Origin of the sequence: Aestuariivirga sp., from assembly GCF_020252405.1 — a bacterium.
In the GTDB taxonomy this organism is placed as follows: domain Bacteria; phylum Pseudomonadota; class Alphaproteobacteria; order Rhizobiales; family Aestuariivirgaceae; genus Aestuariivirga.
Genome location: NZ_JADCDA010000098.1, coordinates 1 through 17,217 on the forward strand (window position 1 = coordinate 1; position 17,217 = coordinate 17,217).

The window sequence follows — 17,217 nt, forward strand, 5'->3', positions numbered from 1 at the left end:
ATGCTCCAGCGCATGTTACGTTCAGGCGGAATCGCCTGAACGAAAAGAACATGCGCCAGATCAAAAGCTTGAGCATGATCTTGTCGCAAAACCGGTTCCACTTTTGCGGATCATGCTCTAGAACCGCGCGGGGAGTTGAGGAGGCCGGATGGCGCGCCGTTCGATTGCAAAGGAGGCCGAACTGGTCCGGCAGCGGCTCGGGCAGCGCCCCATCGTGCTCGTTGGCCTGATGGGTGCCGGCAAGACGAGCGTGGGCCGCAGGCTGGCCGAGAAACTCGCCATTCCCTTCGTCGACGCCGACCACGAGATCGAGGCGGCGGCGGGCAAGACCGTCAGGGACATCTTCGCCGATCATGGCGAGCCCTATTTCCGCGAGGGCGAGCGCCGTGTTATTCAGCGCCTCATCGGAAACGGCGCGCAGGTGCTGGCAACGGGCGGCGGCGCCTACATGAACGACGACACCCGCCAGCGCATTCAGGAGAGCGGCATTTCGGTCTGGCTCAAAGCGGCGCTGACCGTCCTGATGAAGCGGGTGCTGAAGCGGCAGGACCGGCCGCTCCTGCAGAACGAGGACCCCGAGGCGGTGATGCGCGGCCTGATCGACAAGCGCTACCCGGTCTATGCCCTGGCGGACGTGACGGTGGAAAGCCGCGATGTGCAGCATGGCCAGATGGTGAACGACGTGGTCCGGGCGCTGGCGCAGTGGGACGGCTGGGACAAGAAGAAGACAACCCATGAGTGACCTCAACGCCGCCGGGCGGCGCGAAACCGTGCCCGTCTCGCTGGGCGAACGCAGCTATGACATCCACATCGGCGAGGGCCTGCTGGCCCGGGCCGGCGAGGTGATAGCACCCTTTCTGAGGCGCCCGCTCACCGCCATCGTCACCGACGAGAACGTCGCCGCCGCCCATCTCGCCACCCTTGAGCGCGCGCTGGCCGCGACGGGCATACGCGCCACGGCCATCATCATGCCGCCTGGCGAGAAGACCAAGAGCTACCAGCACTTGGCCGAACTCTGCGACAGGCTGCTGGCCGCCGGCATCGAGCGGCGCGACCGCATCATCGCATTCGGCGGCGGCGTCATCGGCGACCTCGCGGGCTTCGCCGCGGCAATCCTGAGGCGCGGCGTGGACTTCATCCAGATCCCGACGACGCTCTTGTCGCAAGTGGACTCCTCCGTCGGCGGCAAGACCGGCATCAACTCGCCCCATGGCAAGAACCTGATCGGCGCCTTCCACCAGCCGCTCGCCGTCATCACCGATATCGCGCTGCTCGACACGTTGCCCAGGCGCGAACTGGCGGCGGGCTATGCCGAAGTGGCGAAATACGGGCTGCTCGGCGATTCGGGTTTCTTCGAATGGCTGGAAGGTTCCGCCGCCGCCATCATGCGCGGCGACAGCCAAGCGCGCATCCATGCGATCCGCAGGTCCTGCGAGGCCAAGGCCCGGATCGTCGCGGAAGACGAGCACGAGACCGGCGTGCGTGCGCTGCTCAACCTCGGCCACACTTTCGGCCATGCGCTCGAATCCGCCACCGGCTATTCGCAGCGCCTGCTCCACGGCGAGGGCGTCTCGATCGGCACGGTGCAGGCCTTCCGCTTCTCCGAACGCCAGAAGCTCTGCCCGCCGGGCACGGCCGAGCGCGTGGCGAAGCACCTCAAGAGCGTCGGCCTTCCCATCCACGCCTCGCAAATCCCGGGCGAACTGCCGCCGCCCGCAACACTCGTCGAAATCATGCGGCAGGACAAAAAGGCCCAGGGCGGCAAGCTCACCTTCATCCTGGCGCGCGGCATCGGCGAGGCTTTCATTGCGAAGGATGTCAGCGAGCATGAGGTGCTGAACTTCCTGACGGAGGACCTTCGCCAGCGATGAGTTCCGGCACCGCACTGATCGGCGGCGCGCTCGTCGCCCTGCTCTTCCTTTCGGCCTTCGCGGCCGCCGTGCGCGCCAGCCTGTGGAACGCCTCGCGCACCCGTCTTGGCGAACTCCAGAAACGCGGCATTCATGGCGCCGCGACTGCACTGGGGCTGCTCGCGGATGAAGACCGCACCATGGGCGCCCTGGCGCTCGCCAAGCTTCTGGCCATGGCACTGGCCGGCGGCCTTGCCGCCTTCCTGCTGTTCCACGATCTGGCCCCGCTGCGGGCGGGCCTCGCCGCCATTGCGCTGGTCTTCACCTATGCCCTGTTCGGCCTCGTGCTGCCGGATGCCTATGCCGCACGCCGCGCCGACCGGGTGGCCGTGATCCTGTCCGGGCCGGCGCGGCTGCTGGTCGCCGTTCTGGGCCCGGTCGCGGCAGCGCTGGAGGCGCTGGCGCGCGGCATCCTCACGCTCACCGGCAACAGCGGCGTTGACGAAACCCACACCATGCACGAGGAGCTGCGCGAGGCCATCGACCTTCATGTGAAGGACGGCACAGCGGTGAAGAACGACCGCGACATGCTGTCCGGCATCCTCGCCATGCAGGACCTCGAAGTCGCCGACATCATGGTCCACCGCACCAAGATGACCATGCTCGACATCGAGCAGGACCCGAAGGAGATCGTCAACACCGTGCTGAAGAGCGGCCACACCCGCATTCCGGTGTGGAAGGACAATCCTGACAACATCATCGGCGTGCTGCATGCCAAGAATCTTTTCGCAGCGCTCCAGAAGCACAATGGCGACGCCGCAAAGGTCGACATCGCCGACATATTGCTGCCGCCCTGGTTCGTGCCGGACACCCGCGCCATCCCCGACCAGCTCAACGCTTTCCTCAAACGCAAGAGCCACTTCGCCATCGTGGTCGACGAATATGGCGAGGTGCAGGGCCTCGTGACACTCGAAGACATCATCGAGGAGATCGTCGGCGACATCAAGGACGAGCATGATGCCGTGGCGTCGGGCGTGCGGCCCAAGCCCGACGGCTCCTTCCTCGTCGATGGCTCAGTCGCGATCCGCGACCTCAACCGCGCCTTTGACTGGGAACTGCCCGACGAGGAAGCCAACACCATCGCCGGCCTCGTCATCCACGAGGCGCGCATGATCCCCGACGTGGGCCAGGCCTTCGTCTTCCACGGCTTCCGCTTCGAAATCCTGAAAAAGCGCCGCCACCAGATCACGGCGCTCAGGATGATCCCGGCGAAGCGGGAGGGTGAAGGAGATGTTTTCGCGTAGTTGGGACTCGTGGGAAGATCGCGAAACGAGTCCTTCTCCCGTTGCGAAGCAATGGGAGAAGGTGGCCAAAGGCCGGATGAGGGCCCCTACGGAGCGGACGCCTGGATCGCCAGTGCGTGCACGCGCTCTTTCAACTCGTCCGCCAATGCGGCATTCACCATGCGGTGCTGTTCGACGCGCGACCTGGCTCTGAAGGCTTCCGCCACGATGACCACCCGGAAGTGGCTTTCCCCATCGGATCTTGCGCCGCCGTGGCCGGCATGGTGGTGGGATTCGTCGATCACCTGAAGCGCTGAGGGCGCGAAACTGTCACTGAGCTTCCTGGTGATTCTCTGGCCAACGGGGCCAAGATTGGCGTTCAGTGTCATTCTGTCTCTCTCCACCCGCTAATGCTTGCTTGCGCCGGGCTCTATCACCATAATTGACGGCAATGAAACTCGATTCAAAATACTTCGACAAGATCCGCGTGAAGCCGTCCTCCGACAAGAAGAAGGCGGCGGAGACCATTCCCCAGTGCGACTGGCCCGATTGTCCGCGCCCCGCCCGCCACAAGGCGCCGATGGGCCGCGGCCATGAGGGCAAGTTCTTCAACTACTGCACCGAGCATGTGCAGGAGTACAACAAGTCCTACAATTATTTCTCCGGCATGAAGGACGACGAGATGCAGGAGTTCCAGAAGAACGCCCGCCTCGGCGAGCGTCCAACCTGGAAACTGGGTCAGAACGCCACGCCCAATGCCTCCAGCGTGCGCCGCCGCGGCGCCCAGATGCGGGCAGACCCCTTCGGCCTCAACGGCGCCTCGGCCAAGCAGCCGGGCCGTCACCCCACCGGCCGGGCGCTGCGCTCCACCGAGCTGAAAGCGCTCCAGACGCTCGGGCTGGACGACGCGGCGACGCCAGAGCACGTCAAGACCCAGTACAAAACCCTGGTCAAGCGCCTCCACCCTGATGCCAATGGCGGCAGCCGCGCCAACGAGGACACGCTGAAGGCGGTGATCCAGGCCTATGACCATCTGCGCTCAAGCGGGTTCTGCTGAGCGGCGCAAAGCCTTGCCCGGCAGGGCCTGACCGTCTAAAACCCGCCCGCGTAACCCCGGAACATAAAGATTTCCTGACATGATTGCGAAGGCCCCCGCAGAGGCGAATGGCATGCCCGACACCAAGGCGCCGGTGAAGCAGCTTTTCGGCTTCGACTCGAACATGGACGTTCCCGCCTATTCCAGGCCCTCGGAACATGTCCCGGACCTCGACCCGGACTATCTCTTCAACCGCGAGACCACGCTCGCCATCCTCGCGGGCTTCGCCCATAACCGCCGCGTCATGGTGACGGGCTATCACGGCACCGGCAAGTCGACCCACATCGAGCAGGTGGCCGCCCGCCTCAACTGGCCCTGCATCCGCGTCAACCTCGACAGCCACATCTCGCGCATCGATCTCATCGGCAAGGATGCGATCGTGCTGCGGGAGGGAAAGCAGGTCACCGAATTCCGCGAAGGCATCCTGCCCTGGGCCTACCAGCACAACGTGGCCCTCGTCTTCGACGAATATGACGCCGGCCGGCCGGACGTGATGTTCGTGATCCAGCGCATCCTCGAAAGCTCGGGAAAGCTGACGCTGCTCGACCAGTCGCGCGTCATCCGCCCGCACCCCGCCTTCCGGCTTTTCGCCACGGCCAACACGATCGGCCTCGGCGACACCACCGGCCTCTACCACGGCACGCAGCAGATCAACCAGGCGCAGATGGACCGCTGGTCGATCATCACCGCGCTCAACTACCTGCCCCATGCGCAGGAGGTGGGCATTGTCGCGGCGAAGTCGAAGCACTTCGACAATGAGAAGGGCCGCAAGATCATCTCCAACATGGTGCGCGTGGCGGACCTGACCCGCAACGCCTTCATGCAGGGCGATCTCTCCACCGTCATGTCGCCCCGCACCGTCATCACCTGGGCGCAGAATGCCGAGATCTTCGGCGACGTGGGCTTCGCCTTCCGCGTGACCTTCCTCAACAAGTGCGACGAGCTGGAGCGCAGCGTGGTGGCCGAGTTCTACCAGCGCTGCTTCGGCGAGGAACTGCCGGAATCATCCGCCCACATCGCCATCGCCTGAGTGACGCGCGGTGGCGAAGGAGAAGGACACACCTTCGAACGAGTTCAAGCGCGTCCTCACCGTCGCGATGAAGACCATTGCCGAAGACCCGGAGCTTTCCGTGGCCTTCGGCAACGAGGCGCCCTCGCTGGCGGGAAACCGCGCCAGGCTGCCGCAGGTCGGCAATGAGCTGAGGGCCGCCGACATCGCCGTCGTGCGCGGGCTCTCGGACAGTTTCGCGCTGCGGCTTTCCAACCACAGCGACAAGGTCCACGCCCGCTATCAGCCGCAGGGCAAGAATGCCCGCGCGGTGTTTGAGGCCGTGGAGCAGGCCCGCATCGAGGCGCTGGGCGCCAATGCCATGCCGGGCATGAAAACCAATCTCGCGGCCATGCTGGACGACCGCTACCGCAGGAAGGACGCCGCCCGCTACACCGACCGCAAGGATGCGCCCCTGGACGAAGCCGTGGCGCTCATGGTGCGCGAGACGCTGACCGGCGAGAAGCCACCCGAAGGCGCGCGCGCCATGGTGGACCTGTGGCGGCCGTGGATCGAGGACAAGGCGCGCGGGCAGCTTTCGCGGCTGATGGAGAACATCCACGACCAGGCGGCCTTCGCCCGCATGTCGCGCGACATCATCGCCGCCCTCGACATGGGCGAAGAGCTGGGCGAGGACCCCGACCAGTCGGACGAGAACGACGAGTCGAACGAACCGGAAGAGGATTCGGGCGAGCGCCAGGAGACGCCTGACAGCGAGGAGCAGGAAAGCTCCCAGCAGTCGATGGAGGAGATGCAGGACGCCGAAGGCGAATCCGAAGCCGCCGAAATGGACGCCACGCAGATGGACGCCGAGAACCAGGCGGAGGACAGGGACGGCGAGGAAGAACAGAACGGTGAAGAGCCGTGGAAGCCGCAGCTCCCCTTCTCGTCACTCTCCAACGAGGATTTCTACAAGGTCTTCACCAACCAGTTCGACGAGGTGATCGCAGCCGAGGACCTGTGCGACGCCGAGGAGCTGACCAGGCTCCGCAACTATCTCGACAAGCAGCTTTCCAGCCTGCAGGGCGTCGTTGCCCGCCTGGCCAACCGCCTGCAGCGCCGCCTCATGGCGCAGCAGAACCGCTCCTGGGACTTCGACCTCGAGGAAGGCGTGCTCGATGCCGCGCGCCTCATGCGCGTCATCATCGACCCCATGCATCCGCTCTCCTTCAAGGAGGAGCAGGATACCGAGTTCCGCGACACGGTGGTGAGCCTGCTGCTCGACAATTCGGGCTCGATGCGCGGCCGCCCCATCACCGTTGCCGCCACCTGCGCGGACATTCTCGCCCGCACGCTGGAGCGCTGCGGCGTGAAGGTCGAGATCCTCGGCTTCACCACCCGTGCGTGGAAGGGCGGCCAGGCGCGCGAGAAGTGGCTGGCCTCCAACAAGCCCGCGAACCCGGGCCGCCTCAACGACCTGCGCCACATCGTCTACAAGTCCGCCGACACGCCGTGGCGGCGCGCCCGAAGGAACCTCGGGCTGATGATGCGCGAGGGGCTGCTGAAGGAAAACATCGACGGCGAGGCGCTGATCTGGGCGCATAACCGCCTGCTTGCCCGGCGCGAGCAGCGCCGCATCCTGATGGTGATCTCGGACGGCGCACCGGTCGATGATTCGACGCTGTCGGTCAATTCCGGCAACTATCTCGAAAAGCACCTGCGCCAGGTCATCCATGACATCGAGCAGCGCTCGCCGGTGGAACTCATCGCCATCGGCATCGGCCACGACGTGACGCGCTACTACAAGCGCGCCGTGACCATCGTCGATGCCGAGGAACTGGGCGGCGCCATGACGGAGAAGCTGGCCGAGCTGTTCTCCGAAAAGGCAGCGCCAAAGGTGGTGGCCAGGCCCACGCCACGAAAGCGGGCGCCGGCGTAAGCGCGCGGGCCAATTCCCCTGCCGATGTAAAGCCGAGGAGGGCCGCGCCATGGTGTGCGCCCGAGAGATGATGAGTGAGCGTCGCCGGTGTAGAAGTTGGCTACTCCGCGCCCGGCTCCCCGTCCGCGTCCGGCAGATGCATTTCCAGCGGCATCTGCCCGGTCTCCGCGTCGTCGAGCGGGTCCTCGTCGGGCAGCAGGTCGTCGCTTGCCCGTGGCATGGGGATGTCGAAGCCCGGCGGCAGGTTGGCGTCGAGCAGGCCCGCGCCCTTCAGTTCCTGCAGGCCCGGCAGGTCAGAGACCTCGTTGAGGCCGAAATGGCTGAGGAAGGCTTCAGTCGTGCCATAGGTCACCGGGCGGCCCGGCGTCTTGCGCCGCCCGCGCATCCTCACCCAGCCGATTTCGAGCAGCTGGTCCAGCGTGCCCTTTGAAATGGCAACACCGCGGATGTCCTCGATCTCGGCCCTGGTCACCGGCTGGTGATAGGCGATGATGGCCAGCGTCTCCATCGCCGCCTTGGAGAGCTTGCGCTCCTCCACCTTGTCGCGGCGCAAAAGATATGACAGGTCACCGGATGTGCGGAACTGCCACTTGCCCGCGACCTCGACGAGGTTGACGCCGCGGTTGGCATAATTGGTCCTGAGGTCGGCGAGCAGCCCAGCCACATCCGTGCCCTCGGGCAGGAATCTCTTCAGATGCGCGACGTCGACGGGTTCTGCGGTCGCAAACAGGATCGCTTCGATGATGCGCAGATGCTGGTTGCGGCCGGCGCGCGGGTGTTGCGTCACCGTCGCCATCGGCTGGACTTTGGCTTCGCCTTCGGGAGCATCCGCGGCGGATTCTTCCAATACGGATACTTCGGCCACGATCTCGATCTCCGTCATCTCTTCGGTAAGGATGGCCACGAATTTTTCCCCGCCCGCCGCCCCGTCGCCGGGCTCACCCTGCCCGGTCTGGCCGGACCCCGGCGCCTCATGCGCCGCCGCCCCGTCCTCCCTGATGGCGGCGCCAACCGCCATGGCTCGCGTTTGCATGGTCATGTCTCTCACTCCATCACATCACTGACGCGGCCCTCAGGCCGCACTTGCCCGCCGCCTGACATAGATGGGGCGGAAGGGCCCTTCTTGCCTCAGCTCCAGCAGGCCTTCGCGCGCCAGTTCAAGGCTCGCGGTGAAGCTTGAGGCCGTCACCGACCGGCGCATGCCGGGCTCGGCCATGTATTGCGCCAGCCAGATGTCCAGGGCGCCCCAGTCGTCCATCACGCCCACCATGCGCTCCAAAGCGGTGCGGGCCTCCTTGATCGACCAGGTGGGGTGGCGCAAGGGCACATAGCTCCGGTGCGCAAGCTTCTTCTTGCGCCGGTCGGCATAGGCCTTGAGCAGATCGATGAGATTGTCGGCATACTGGCGCCGGGTGTCGACAAGGATGGGTTCGGGCGCGCCGCGCGCAAACACGTCACGCCCCAGCACGCCGCGCTTCAACAAATTCTCGGAGGCCGTGCGCATCGCCTGCAGGCGCCGCAGGCGGAAGGCCAGGCGCGCCGCGAGATCGGCCGGCTCCTGCTCTTCCGGGCCGGGGGGCGCGGGAATAAGCAGACGCGATTTGAGATAGGCAAGCCATGCCGCCATCACCAGGTAATCGGCAGCAATCTCAAGCTGAAGCTTGCGCGCCTTCTCGATGAAGTCGAGATATTGCTCGGCAAGCTTGAGGATCGATATCTGCTTCAGGTCCACCTTGTGCTGGCGGGCGAGTTCGAGGAGAAGGTCAAGCGGGCCTTCGAAGCCGCCCACATCGACGATCAGCGTGCCGCCATCACCCGCCGCCACCGGCTCGGCGCGCAACGGAGCATCGCCGTCAGGCCAACCCTCGGGGGCGGCGGCTGCAGCCTCCCCGGTCGGCTCCCGTTTGCTCTCCTGCTCGCCGGTCACGCCGCAATCATCCTCTTTCCGACACCATTCTGATACCAAGGGATGGTGGGCGATTCGCCCCTCTGCCACAACTTATCCCCAGATTCGCCCGTGGGATACACTCTCGTCCCCCCCCTCTCTCCGCGGCATTGGGGGCGAGGAATGGTCAGAGTTAGGCCGACAGCACGGCCGCGAGGTCTTTCAGCGCCTGCTTTCGGTCGAAGGGCTGCGGCTTGCGGGCGGCCTTCAGCGCCGCCCTGGCGCGGGCCAGGGACTTGCCCTTCAGCACGCCTGCGGCGGCAGCCACCTCTTCCATCTGGGCCATGTCGCCATTGCAGTGGAGCACGATGTCGCAACCCGCTGCCAGCGCGCCCTGCGTCTTCCCGGCATAGCTCCCCGACAGCGCCTTCATCGACAGGTCATCCGTCATCAGCAGGCCGCGGAAACCGATCTGCTTGCGGATGACGGTGGAGATCACCTTCTTCGACAGGGTGGCGGGCGCCGTCTTGTCGAGCGCGGTGTAGACCACATGCGCCGTCATCGCCATGGGCGCGTCCGCCATCGCGGCAAAGGGCGGAAAGTCCACGGCCTCGAGTTCGGCGCGCGCCGCATCGACAACCGGCAGTTCGAGGTGGCTGTCCGCCCTGGCGCGGCCGTGGCCGGGAATGTGCTTGATCACCGGCAGCACGCCGCCATCGGCAAAACCCGCGGCATGGGCGCGGGCCAGCGCCATGATGGCCTCGATATGGTCCGAATAGGCGCGGTTGCCCACGATCTCATGCGCATCGGGCTGCGGCACGTCGAGCAGCGGCACGCAATTCGCGGTGATGCCGGCGGCGATCAGGTCCTCCGCCATCAGGCGGCCCACATTGCGCGCGGCACGCAGGCCGGTGAGGGCGCTGGCTTTGAAGGCCTCCCCATAGGCGCGGGCCGCGGGATAGCGCCGCCAGGCATTGCTGGGCGGCCCCAGACGCTGCACGCGTCCGCCCTCCTGGTCGGTGAACACCGGCGCATTCCTGCGGCCCACGGCAGCACGGAAGGCGCCGGTCAGCGCCTTCAGCTGGTCCGGCGTTTCGCAATTGCGCTTGAACAGGATGAGGCCCCAGGGATTGGCGCTCGCAAAAAAATCGCGTTCGGCCCGGCTCAACACCGGCCCGGAACAGCCCGAGATGAATGCGCCGATCGGGGACATGCGGTCAGACCTGCACAGCCCTTCAGGGTCCCCTTACCATGCAGTCGCTCTCGCCCGCGGCAATCAGTTCGCCGCACACTTTGGTGGCGTCGCCGCGCGTCGGCAGCGGCCCCAGTGCCAGTTGGAAGCGTGTGCTGCCGCCCACCGTGGTTTGGCGGATCTGCGACTTGAGCGGACCCACGACGCCCGGATAGGCCCCGGCCAGGCGCGAGAATTCCTGCTTTGCCTCTCCCTCGGTGCGGAAGGAGGTGAGCTGGACAACATAGCCGCCGCCCGTCGCGGCCTGGGGCGCCGGGGCGGCGGGTGCTGTCGCTTGCTTCGTCTGCGTGGCGGCGGAGGCGACCTCAGTGGGCGCGGCCTGCTGGGCGGGTATGCCGTTGGCCAAGCCGCCGCCGTTGAACAGGTCGAAAATGGTCTTGCGCTTCTGCGCCGCGGGGGCGGTGGCTTGGGCCGCAATGTCCGCCGGGGCGGGTGCGGCGACAACGGGCTCTGCCGGGGCCAACTGGCTGCCGCCGCCCTGCTGCGACGGCGGCACCAGAACCACCGGCTTGGAGCCAAGGCTGTTGAAGTCCGTCTGTTTGGCGACCGGTTTCGAAGTGGTCTTCTTGGCGGCGGTCTTCTTGGCCGCCGGCAGGGGCGGCGGAGCGGGCGCGGCTTCAGCCGGGGGCGCGGGCGGGGTTATCTCGGTGTCGGGCGCAGGCATCGCCGCTGCGGCGGCGTTCGGCGCAGCACCGCTCCCCGAATTTGCAGCGCTGGCGGCTGCGGCGCCTGCCCCTGAAACAAGAGCCGCCCCGTCGGTGGTTTTTTCCGGGGGCGGCAGGGTCATCTGGTCACTGGACGCGGTCTGGGCCGGACTGACAGGGGTTGGCGGTGGCGCTGCCATCCCCCCCTGATCCGCCGCCGCCTGGTTTGCCGTCACCAGGCTTGACGTCCCCTGGCTCGCCGCCACCTGATCCGGTTTGGCTGAAGCGGCGGCAACCTGCTCCCCAGTTTTGAGGCCCAGGCTGCCTTGCTGATCACTGCCGGGGATTGGCAACGGTGGCGGCGGCTCCGGGTCGGGCAGGCCCTGGCCCGTGGCTCCAAGGGACGGCGCATCGGGTGCTGGAATCTGGTTGGTTGTGCCTTGCGGCTCGATCTGCGGCACCTGGCTGGCAGGAACGGCGCCCGCGTCAGGCTGCGCTGCCGGAGGTGGGACCGGGGTCTCCTCCGTCGGCTGCATTTCCCCGGTCACTTCCTGTTCGCCTACGATACGATCATAAATCTGTTTCTTGCGCGCTGCCGGCGCCCCGGTCTGGGCATCGCCGCTGCTGCTGGCCTCGGGTGCTGCCACCTTGGCGGGGGTCGCCGGCGCCTCCACGACGGGCGGGGTGGCAGACGGGTTGGATGCGCCAGTATTGACCAGGTTCTTGAGGTCGCCGCTGTAGAACCAGATCAAGGCCGCCATCAGCAGGCCGGCCACCAGCAGGGCGAGCCCCAGCAGCAGCGGCGCGTTGGAGCGGCGCGGCTCATCCGCAAAGCCCTCTTCGGCCTCCTCATAGGCGGACTGAAAGTCGCGCGCGCTGGCGCGCCCGCGGGCCGGCGTCTGATCGTCCTCGAACACCTCGTCAAAGTCGTCATGGTCGCGCGCCTCCGGAGCCGGACGGCCGAGTCGCGGCGCGGTGCGGGCCTCGTCGTCAAACTCGTCCTCGGGGAAGTTGCGCGGCTCGGGCGCCGGGGCTGGCAAATATGGAGCAGGCGCCGGAGAGCGAAGAGCCGGGGTGCGGCGGGCGGTGCTGTAGCCCGCCGGATCACTGCCAAGGCCCGCACGCGGTGTTGCCGGCGGCTGCAGACGCGGCGGCGCCCCATAGCTGGCCCCACCCCCGGCGCCGGACGGGCGGAAGGCTGGCTGCGGCCGTGCCCCGATGCTGCCATTGGCACCCGCTCCCGTGCCCGGGCGCAAGAAGGGAGGCGGCGAACGCTCACCGCCGAGGGCGGGGCGTGGTGGGGTGAGCGGCGGTGTCAGGCCAGAGCGCGGGGCATCGGCGCGGGTCTCGTCGGCAAAGCTGAACTTGGGCCGGGGCGCACCACCGGGCGGCGATTTAACGCCGGGGCTGCGCGGAACCGGGGCGGCGAGGCGTGGCGGCGCGGCAGGGCGCGGCGGGGGTGGAGCAGACACCGGCTTCTTGGCGTCGGTGAGGTTGCGGGCGGCCTGAACGCGCTGCTCGGCGAGGCGCTCGGCCGCGGCGCGCTGGGCGCGCAGCTTCTCGGCCAGCGCATCTTGCGCAGCATTGTCAGGCGCCTTGGGCGTGGCGCGAGACACGGGCGGTGGCACAGCGGGCGCGGCCGACGCTTCCGCAGCCGGCTGGGCAGGCTTCGGCGGCACGCGCGGGGCCATCGGCGCGGGCTTGGCCACCGGCGCGCGCGGGGCGGCGGGCCTGGCAGTTCCAGCAGGCGGCGGCGCGGCGATCGGCGGCTGGCCGCGGAACTCATCCGAAAGCTTCGGGAGGTCCTTCGCACCGATGCCGAGACGCTCGCGCCAGTTCCGCTTGTCCGGCCCAGCGCCGTTGCTCGAATCTTGGTCCATATGCCCCTTACGCCTCTACATCTCTTCGGCGGGTCTTACCCCGAGGATCCGAAGGCCGTTTGCCAAAACATATCGAATCGCCACGAGGAAGGCGAGACGTGTTTGGGTGAGTTTAACATCTTCTGTCAAAATAAATCTTAAATGCGGCGAGTCTTTGCCCTTGTTCCAAAGCGCATGGAAATCGCCAGCAAGTTCAAAAAGATAGAAAGCCACGCGGTGGGGCTCGTGGGCCTGGGCCGCGGCCTCGATGAGGCGCGGAAACTCGGCCATGCGGCGCGCCAGACCCAGTTCCGCTTCGTCCGTGAGCAGATCGAATTCCGGTGTTTCCGCCGGTTTGAGCCCCTCCTCCGCCGCGTTGCGGATGACCGAGCAGGTCCGGGCATGGGCGTACTGGACATAGAACACGGGGTTGTCCTTGGACTGCTCCGTCACTTCGGCAAAGTCGAAATCAAGCGGCGCCTCGTTCTTGCGGAACAGCATCATAAAGCGCACGGCGTCGGGGCCGACCTCGTCCACCACATCGCGAAGCGTCACGAACTCGCCGGCCCGCTTCGACATGCGCACCGGCTCGCCGGCGCGGTAGAGCTTCACCAGCTGGCACAGCCTGACAATGACCTCGACCTTGCGGTTGCCCGCCAGCGCGGCGCCCAGCGATTCCAGCCGCTTCACATAGCCGCCATGGTCGGCGCCAAGAACGTAGATCAGCTCGTCGAAGCCGCGCTGGATCTTGTTGCGGCTGTAGGCCACGTCCGAGGCGAAGTAAGTATACGAACCGTCCGACTTGAGCAGCGGCCGGTCGATGTCGTCGCCGAACCCCATGGTGCGGAACAGCGTCTGCTCGCGGTCCTCCCAGTCATCCGGCAGTTCGCCCTTGGGCGGCGGCAGGGTTCCCTGGTAGACAAGGCCCCGCTCGCGCAGTTCGGCAATCGTCTCCCTCACCTGACCGGATGCATGCAGCGCCTTCTCGGATGCGAAAACCTCCTGCCGGATGTCGAGAGCGGCGAGATCATCCCGGATCAGATCCATCATCATCGCGATGGCCTTGGCCCGCACGATGGGAAGCCATTCCGCCTCGGGCCGGTGCTTCAGCGCCGCGCCATGTTCGGCGGCGAGCGCCTGCCCCACCGGCTTCAGATAGCCGCCCGGATAGAGACCGGCCGGGATCTCGCCGATCGTTTCGCCCAGAGCCTCAAGGTAGCGCAGATAGGCCGAGCGGGCGAGCACGTCGACCTGCGCGCCGGCATCGTTGATGTAGTATTCGCGGGTGACGTCGTAGCCCGAGGCGGTGAGAAGTTCAGCCAGCGCATCCCCGAACACGGCGCCGCGCACGTGGCCGACATGCAGGGGGCCCGTCGGGTTGGCGGAGACATATTCGACATTCGCCTTCTTCCCTCTACCTAAGGTAGAATTTCCATAAGCGTCCCCCTCGTCGAGCACCGCCTGGAGCACCTGCGGCCAGGCTGCCGCAACGAGTTTGATGTTGATGAATCCGGGGCCGGCGATGTCAACGGCGGCAACGTTTTTGTGCAACGGCAGCAACGCGGAAAGCGACTGCGCCAACACTTTTGGCGGCATGCCGAAGGCCTTGTTCAGCACCATCGCGGCATTGGTGGAAATGTCGCCGTGCGAGGGATCGCGCGGCGGTTCGGCCGTGATCCTGGAGAGGTCCGGCAGCGGCACGCCCCGTTCCGCCGCAACCGTGGAGACAGCCCCGCGGATCACCTGCAGAAACTCAGCAAACAGGTTCATGTCTACTCTTAAGCTGTTGAAACAACACCCTGCTTGGCCCTAGCGGAAAAGCGGATCGAGGTCAAACAATCGCTGGTGCTCGGCAATCGCGTAGCGGTCTGTCATGCCGGCAATGAAGTCGCAGACCTGGCGCGGGCGGCCGTCCTGCCAGCCCGCCGGCAGGAGCCGCGGATCCTCCATATAGGCCGCAAAAAGATCGTGCACGACCCGCCGGGCTCTCGCCATAATTTTCTCAATTTTTTCATGGCGATACATGCGTTCATTAAGAAATGACTGCAACGCCCGGTTCTGCTCGGCCACCGGCGTGCTGAAGGCCACGAAAGGCATCCCGAATCCGCGCACCTCCGCAGCGTTGCGGAAGTTGTTTTTTGCGTTGATGTTGTTGCATTCCGCGATGATGTCGTTGACCATTGCCGACATCACGCGGCGCACCGTTTCATGCACGATCCGGTCCTGCTCGAGGCCCGGATAAAGCCGCAGCACCTGTGCCAGCGCCTCCCCCGCCAGCGGCACATCGCCCAGGTCGATCAGCCCGAACAGCCCCGCCCGCAACCCATCGTCAATGTCATGCGCATTATAGGCGATGTCATCCGAGATCGCCGCCACCTGCGCCTCCGCCGAGGCATAGGAGGCGAGTTCCAGATCATGCTCCGCCGCATATTCGACGATCGCCTCTGGAAGCCCGCGCTCCCGGTAGCGGCCCACCGGGTCGCCCTCGGCATTGACCAGCGGACCATTGTGCTTGACCAGCCCCTCCAGCGTCTCCCAGGTCAGATTGAGCCCGTCAAACCGCGCATAGCGCCTCTCGAGCTTCGTCAGGATGCGGAGCGACTGGGCATTGTGGTCGAAACCGCCCCAGGGCTTCATCAGCTTGTCAAGCTCACGCTCCCCGGCGTGGCCGAAGGGGGTGTGGCCGAGGTCATGGGCCAGCGCCAGCGCCTCCGTCAGGTCCTCGTCGAGGCCCAGCGCGCGGGCGATGGAGCGGGCGACCTGGGCCACTTCGATCGTATGGGTGAGCCGCGTCCGGTAATGGTCACCCTCGTGATAGACGAAGACCTGCGTCTTGTGTTTCAGCCGCCGGAAGGCCTGGGAATGGATGATGCGGTCCCGGTCGCGCGCGAAGACGGAGCGGAAATCTGCCCCGGCTTCCGGATGCACCCTCCCCCGCGTCTCCCCGGGGAGAGAGGAATAGGCTGCCGTGAACCGCTGCATGGGAGAATCCATTGACAAGACTGGAGCAGGCCCCAACATACACCATCATGACCGCGTCCATCACCCTCACCGAGGCGGCAGCCTCGCGCATCCGCGACATTCTGGCGAAAGAGCCGGGCAAATCGGCGCTCCGGATTGCGGTGAACGGCGGGGGGTGCTCCGGCTTCCAGTATGATTTCCAGCTCACCGAGGCGGCCGCCGGGGACGACCTCGTGATCGAGCGCGGCGGCATCAGGGCGGTGGTCGATCCGGTGAGCCAGGAGTTCCTCAAGGGTGCGGAGATCGACTTCGTCGATGACCTGATGGGCCAGTCCTTCCGCATCAGGAACCCCAACGCCACCTCCTCCTGCGGCTGCGGCACGTCCTTCTCGATCTGACGCCCCGATCTGACTTGCGGCGCATGAGCGCCACCGCCATCATGGCCGCCATGAAGATCGCCACCTGGAACGTCAACTCCATCAAGGCCCGCCTCGACAACGCGCTCGCGTGGTTGCGGCAGGCCAGTCCCGACATCCTCTGCCTGCAGGAACTGAAATGCGAGGACCATGCCTTTCCGGCGCAAGCCTTCGAGGAGCTGGGTTACAACGTGCTGGTGCACGGCCAGAAGACCTATAATGGTGTTGCCATCCTGTCGAAGCCGAAGCCCGAGGACGTGACGCGCGGCCTTCCCGGAGACGACGGGGACAGCCAGGCGCGCTATCTCGAAGCCGTGTTTGCGCGCAACACCGGCGTGGTGCGCGTGGCCTCGATCTATCTGCCCAACGGCAATCCTCTGGGTACGGAGAAATTCGCCTACAAGCTGCGCTGGATGGACCGGCTGCAGGCCCGGGCGAAGGCGCTGCTGAAACTGGAGGAGCCCACGGTGCTGGCGGGCGACTATAACGTGATCCCCACCCCGCTCGATGCGAAGCACCCGGAGAACTGGACGGGCGACGCGCTGTTCCAGCCCGAATCCCGCGCCAAATTCCGCACCCTCCTCAACCTCGGCCTCACCGACGCGATCCGCCAGATGCATGGCGACGCGCAAGGCCTCTACACCTTCTGGGACTATCAGGCCGGCGCCTGGCAGAAGAACAACGGCATCCGCATCGACCACCTGCTCCTCTCCCCCCAGGCCGCCGACCTGCTGAAGAGCGCCCACATCGACCGCGAGGTGAGGACTCAGGAGAAGCCATCGGACCACGCGCCGGTGGTGATCGAGTTAAGGAGCTGACTCACCATTGTAACTCGGATTGGTCATTGTGTCGCAATGGAACTGACTATTGCTATAGTTCATGATGTCAAAGGAATGTCCTTACGCGGCTGCATTTAGAGCGTAGTCAAAAAAAATGGGTATGTTTTCCCTCCCCCCTTGTGGCAGGGCTATCGCATATGGGTTAGAGCGTTGATAAGGTAGTCATTGTCCCAGTTGCAAGCCTTGATGCGCTGGCTGATGCGGC

Annotated in this window: 15 protein-coding genes; 8 read left to right on the forward strand and 7 right to left on the reverse strand. The window is 66.0% G+C overall.

Features of this window, described 5'->3' with window-relative positions:
• Nucleotides 1-148 precede the first annotated feature (148 nt).
• From IOC69_RS13185 to IOC69_RS13195, 3 genes are read left to right on the forward strand one after another with little or no spacing between them, the layout of a single operon-like run.
• On the forward strand, nt 149-742 hold the full coding sequence (locus IOC69_RS13185) for a shikimate kinase (RefSeq protein ID WP_290544019.1): 594 nt from the start codon (nt 149-151) through the stop codon (nt 740-742).
• Nucleotides 735-1,871, forward strand: a complete 1,137-nt coding sequence (gene aroB, locus IOC69_RS13190) for a 3-dehydroquinate synthase (protein WP_290544020.1) — start codon at nt 735-737, stop codon at nt 1,869-1,871. The genes IOC69_RS13185 and aroB overlap by 8 nt, the downstream gene beginning before the upstream one ends.
• Nucleotides 1,868-3,154, forward strand: coding sequence for a CNNM domain-containing protein (locus IOC69_RS13195; protein WP_290544021.1), 1,287 nt, complete (start codon nt 1,868-1,870; stop codon nt 3,152-3,154). Before aroB ends, IOC69_RS13195 begins: the two co-directional genes overlap by 4 nt.
• 86 nt (nt 3,155-3,240) lie before the next feature.
• Here IOC69_RS13195 and IOC69_RS13200 read toward each other — a convergent pair whose 3' ends face one another.
• On the reverse strand, nt 3,241-3,522 hold the full coding sequence (locus tag IOC69_RS13200) for a BolA family transcriptional regulator (RefSeq protein ID WP_290544022.1): 282 nt from the start codon (nt 3,520-3,522) through the stop codon (nt 3,241-3,243).
• A 62-nt stretch (nt 3,523-3,584) separates the two neighbouring features.
• Here IOC69_RS13200 and IOC69_RS13205 point away from each other — a divergent pair, with 62 nt between their 5' ends.
• The 3 genes from IOC69_RS13205 to cobT all read left to right on the forward strand — a co-directional run bounded on the left by IOC69_RS13205 (nt 3,585) and on the right by cobT (nt 7,156).
• A complete protein-coding gene (locus IOC69_RS13205; protein ID WP_366935522.1) occupies nt 3,585-4,190 on the forward strand; it encodes a DnaJ domain-containing protein in 606 nt (201 codons plus the stop codon).
• 79 nt (nt 4,191-4,269) lie between these two features.
• Nucleotides 4,270-5,259, forward strand: a complete 990-nt coding sequence (gene cobS / locus IOC69_RS13210; RefSeq protein ID WP_290544024.1) for a cobaltochelatase subunit CobS — start codon at nt 4,270-4,272, stop codon at nt 5,257-5,259.
• 10 nt (nt 5,260-5,269) lie between these two features.
• On the forward strand, nt 5,270-7,156 hold the full coding sequence (gene cobT, locus IOC69_RS13215) for a cobaltochelatase subunit CobT (protein WP_290544025.1): 1,887 nt from the start codon (nt 5,270-5,272) through the stop codon (nt 7,154-7,156).
• A 100-nt stretch (nt 7,157-7,256) separates the two neighbouring features.
• Here the strand turns inward: cobT and scpB are convergent, their stop codons facing one another.
• The 6 genes from scpB to IOC69_RS13245 form a co-directional block, all read right to left on the reverse strand.
• Nucleotides 7,257-7,952 carry an SMC-Scp complex subunit ScpB gene (gene scpB / locus IOC69_RS13220; protein WP_290544032.1) on the reverse strand — a complete coding sequence of 232 codons (696 nt, stop codon included), beginning with the start codon at nt 7,950-7,952 and terminating at the stop codon, nt 7,257-7,259.
• A gap of 276 nt (nt 7,953-8,228) precedes the next feature.
• The gene (locus tag IOC69_RS13225) at nt 8,229-9,083 is read right to left on the reverse strand and encodes a ScpA family protein (protein ID WP_290544026.1); all 855 of its coding nucleotides are present in this window, start codon (nt 9,081-9,083) and stop codon (nt 8,229-8,231) included.
• A gap of 151 nt (nt 9,084-9,234) precedes the next feature.
• Nucleotides 9,235-10,254 (reverse strand): beta-N-acetylhexosaminidase, encoded by a 1,020-nt coding sequence (gene nagZ, locus IOC69_RS13230; RefSeq protein ID WP_290544027.1) that lies wholly within the window; start codon nt 10,252-10,254, stop codon nt 9,235-9,237.
• Between the two features lie 22 nt (nt 10,255-10,276).
• Nucleotides 10,277-12,817 (reverse strand): SPOR domain-containing protein, encoded by a 2,541-nt coding sequence (locus IOC69_RS13235; RefSeq protein WP_290544028.1) that lies wholly within the window; start codon nt 12,815-12,817, stop codon nt 10,277-10,279.
• 15 nt (nt 12,818-12,832) lie between these two features.
• Entirely contained in the window at nt 12,833-14,566 is a 1,734-nt protein-coding gene (gene argS, locus IOC69_RS13240) for an arginine--tRNA ligase (RefSeq protein ID WP_290544029.1), read from the reverse strand.
• 39 nt (nt 14,567-14,605) lie between these two features.
• Nucleotides 14,606-15,778, reverse strand: coding sequence for a deoxyguanosinetriphosphate triphosphohydrolase (locus tag IOC69_RS13245; protein ID WP_290544030.1), 1,173 nt, complete (start codon nt 15,776-15,778; stop codon nt 14,606-14,608).
• Between the two features lie 47 nt (nt 15,779-15,825).
• Here IOC69_RS13245 and erpA point away from each other — a divergent pair, with 47 nt between their 5' ends.
• Both erpA and xth read left to right on the forward strand, forming a co-directional pair.
• Complete coding sequence (gene erpA / locus IOC69_RS13250) at nt 15,826-16,155, forward strand: iron-sulfur cluster insertion protein ErpA (protein WP_290544031.1); 330 nt, start codon at nt 15,826-15,828, stop codon at nt 16,153-16,155.
• 50 nt (nt 16,156-16,205) lie between these two features.
• Nucleotides 16,206-16,991, forward strand: a complete 786-nt coding sequence (xth, locus tag IOC69_RS13255; protein ID WP_290544033.1) for an exodeoxyribonuclease III — start codon at nt 16,206-16,208, stop codon at nt 16,989-16,991.
• Nucleotides 16,992-17,217 lie beyond the last annotated feature (226 nt).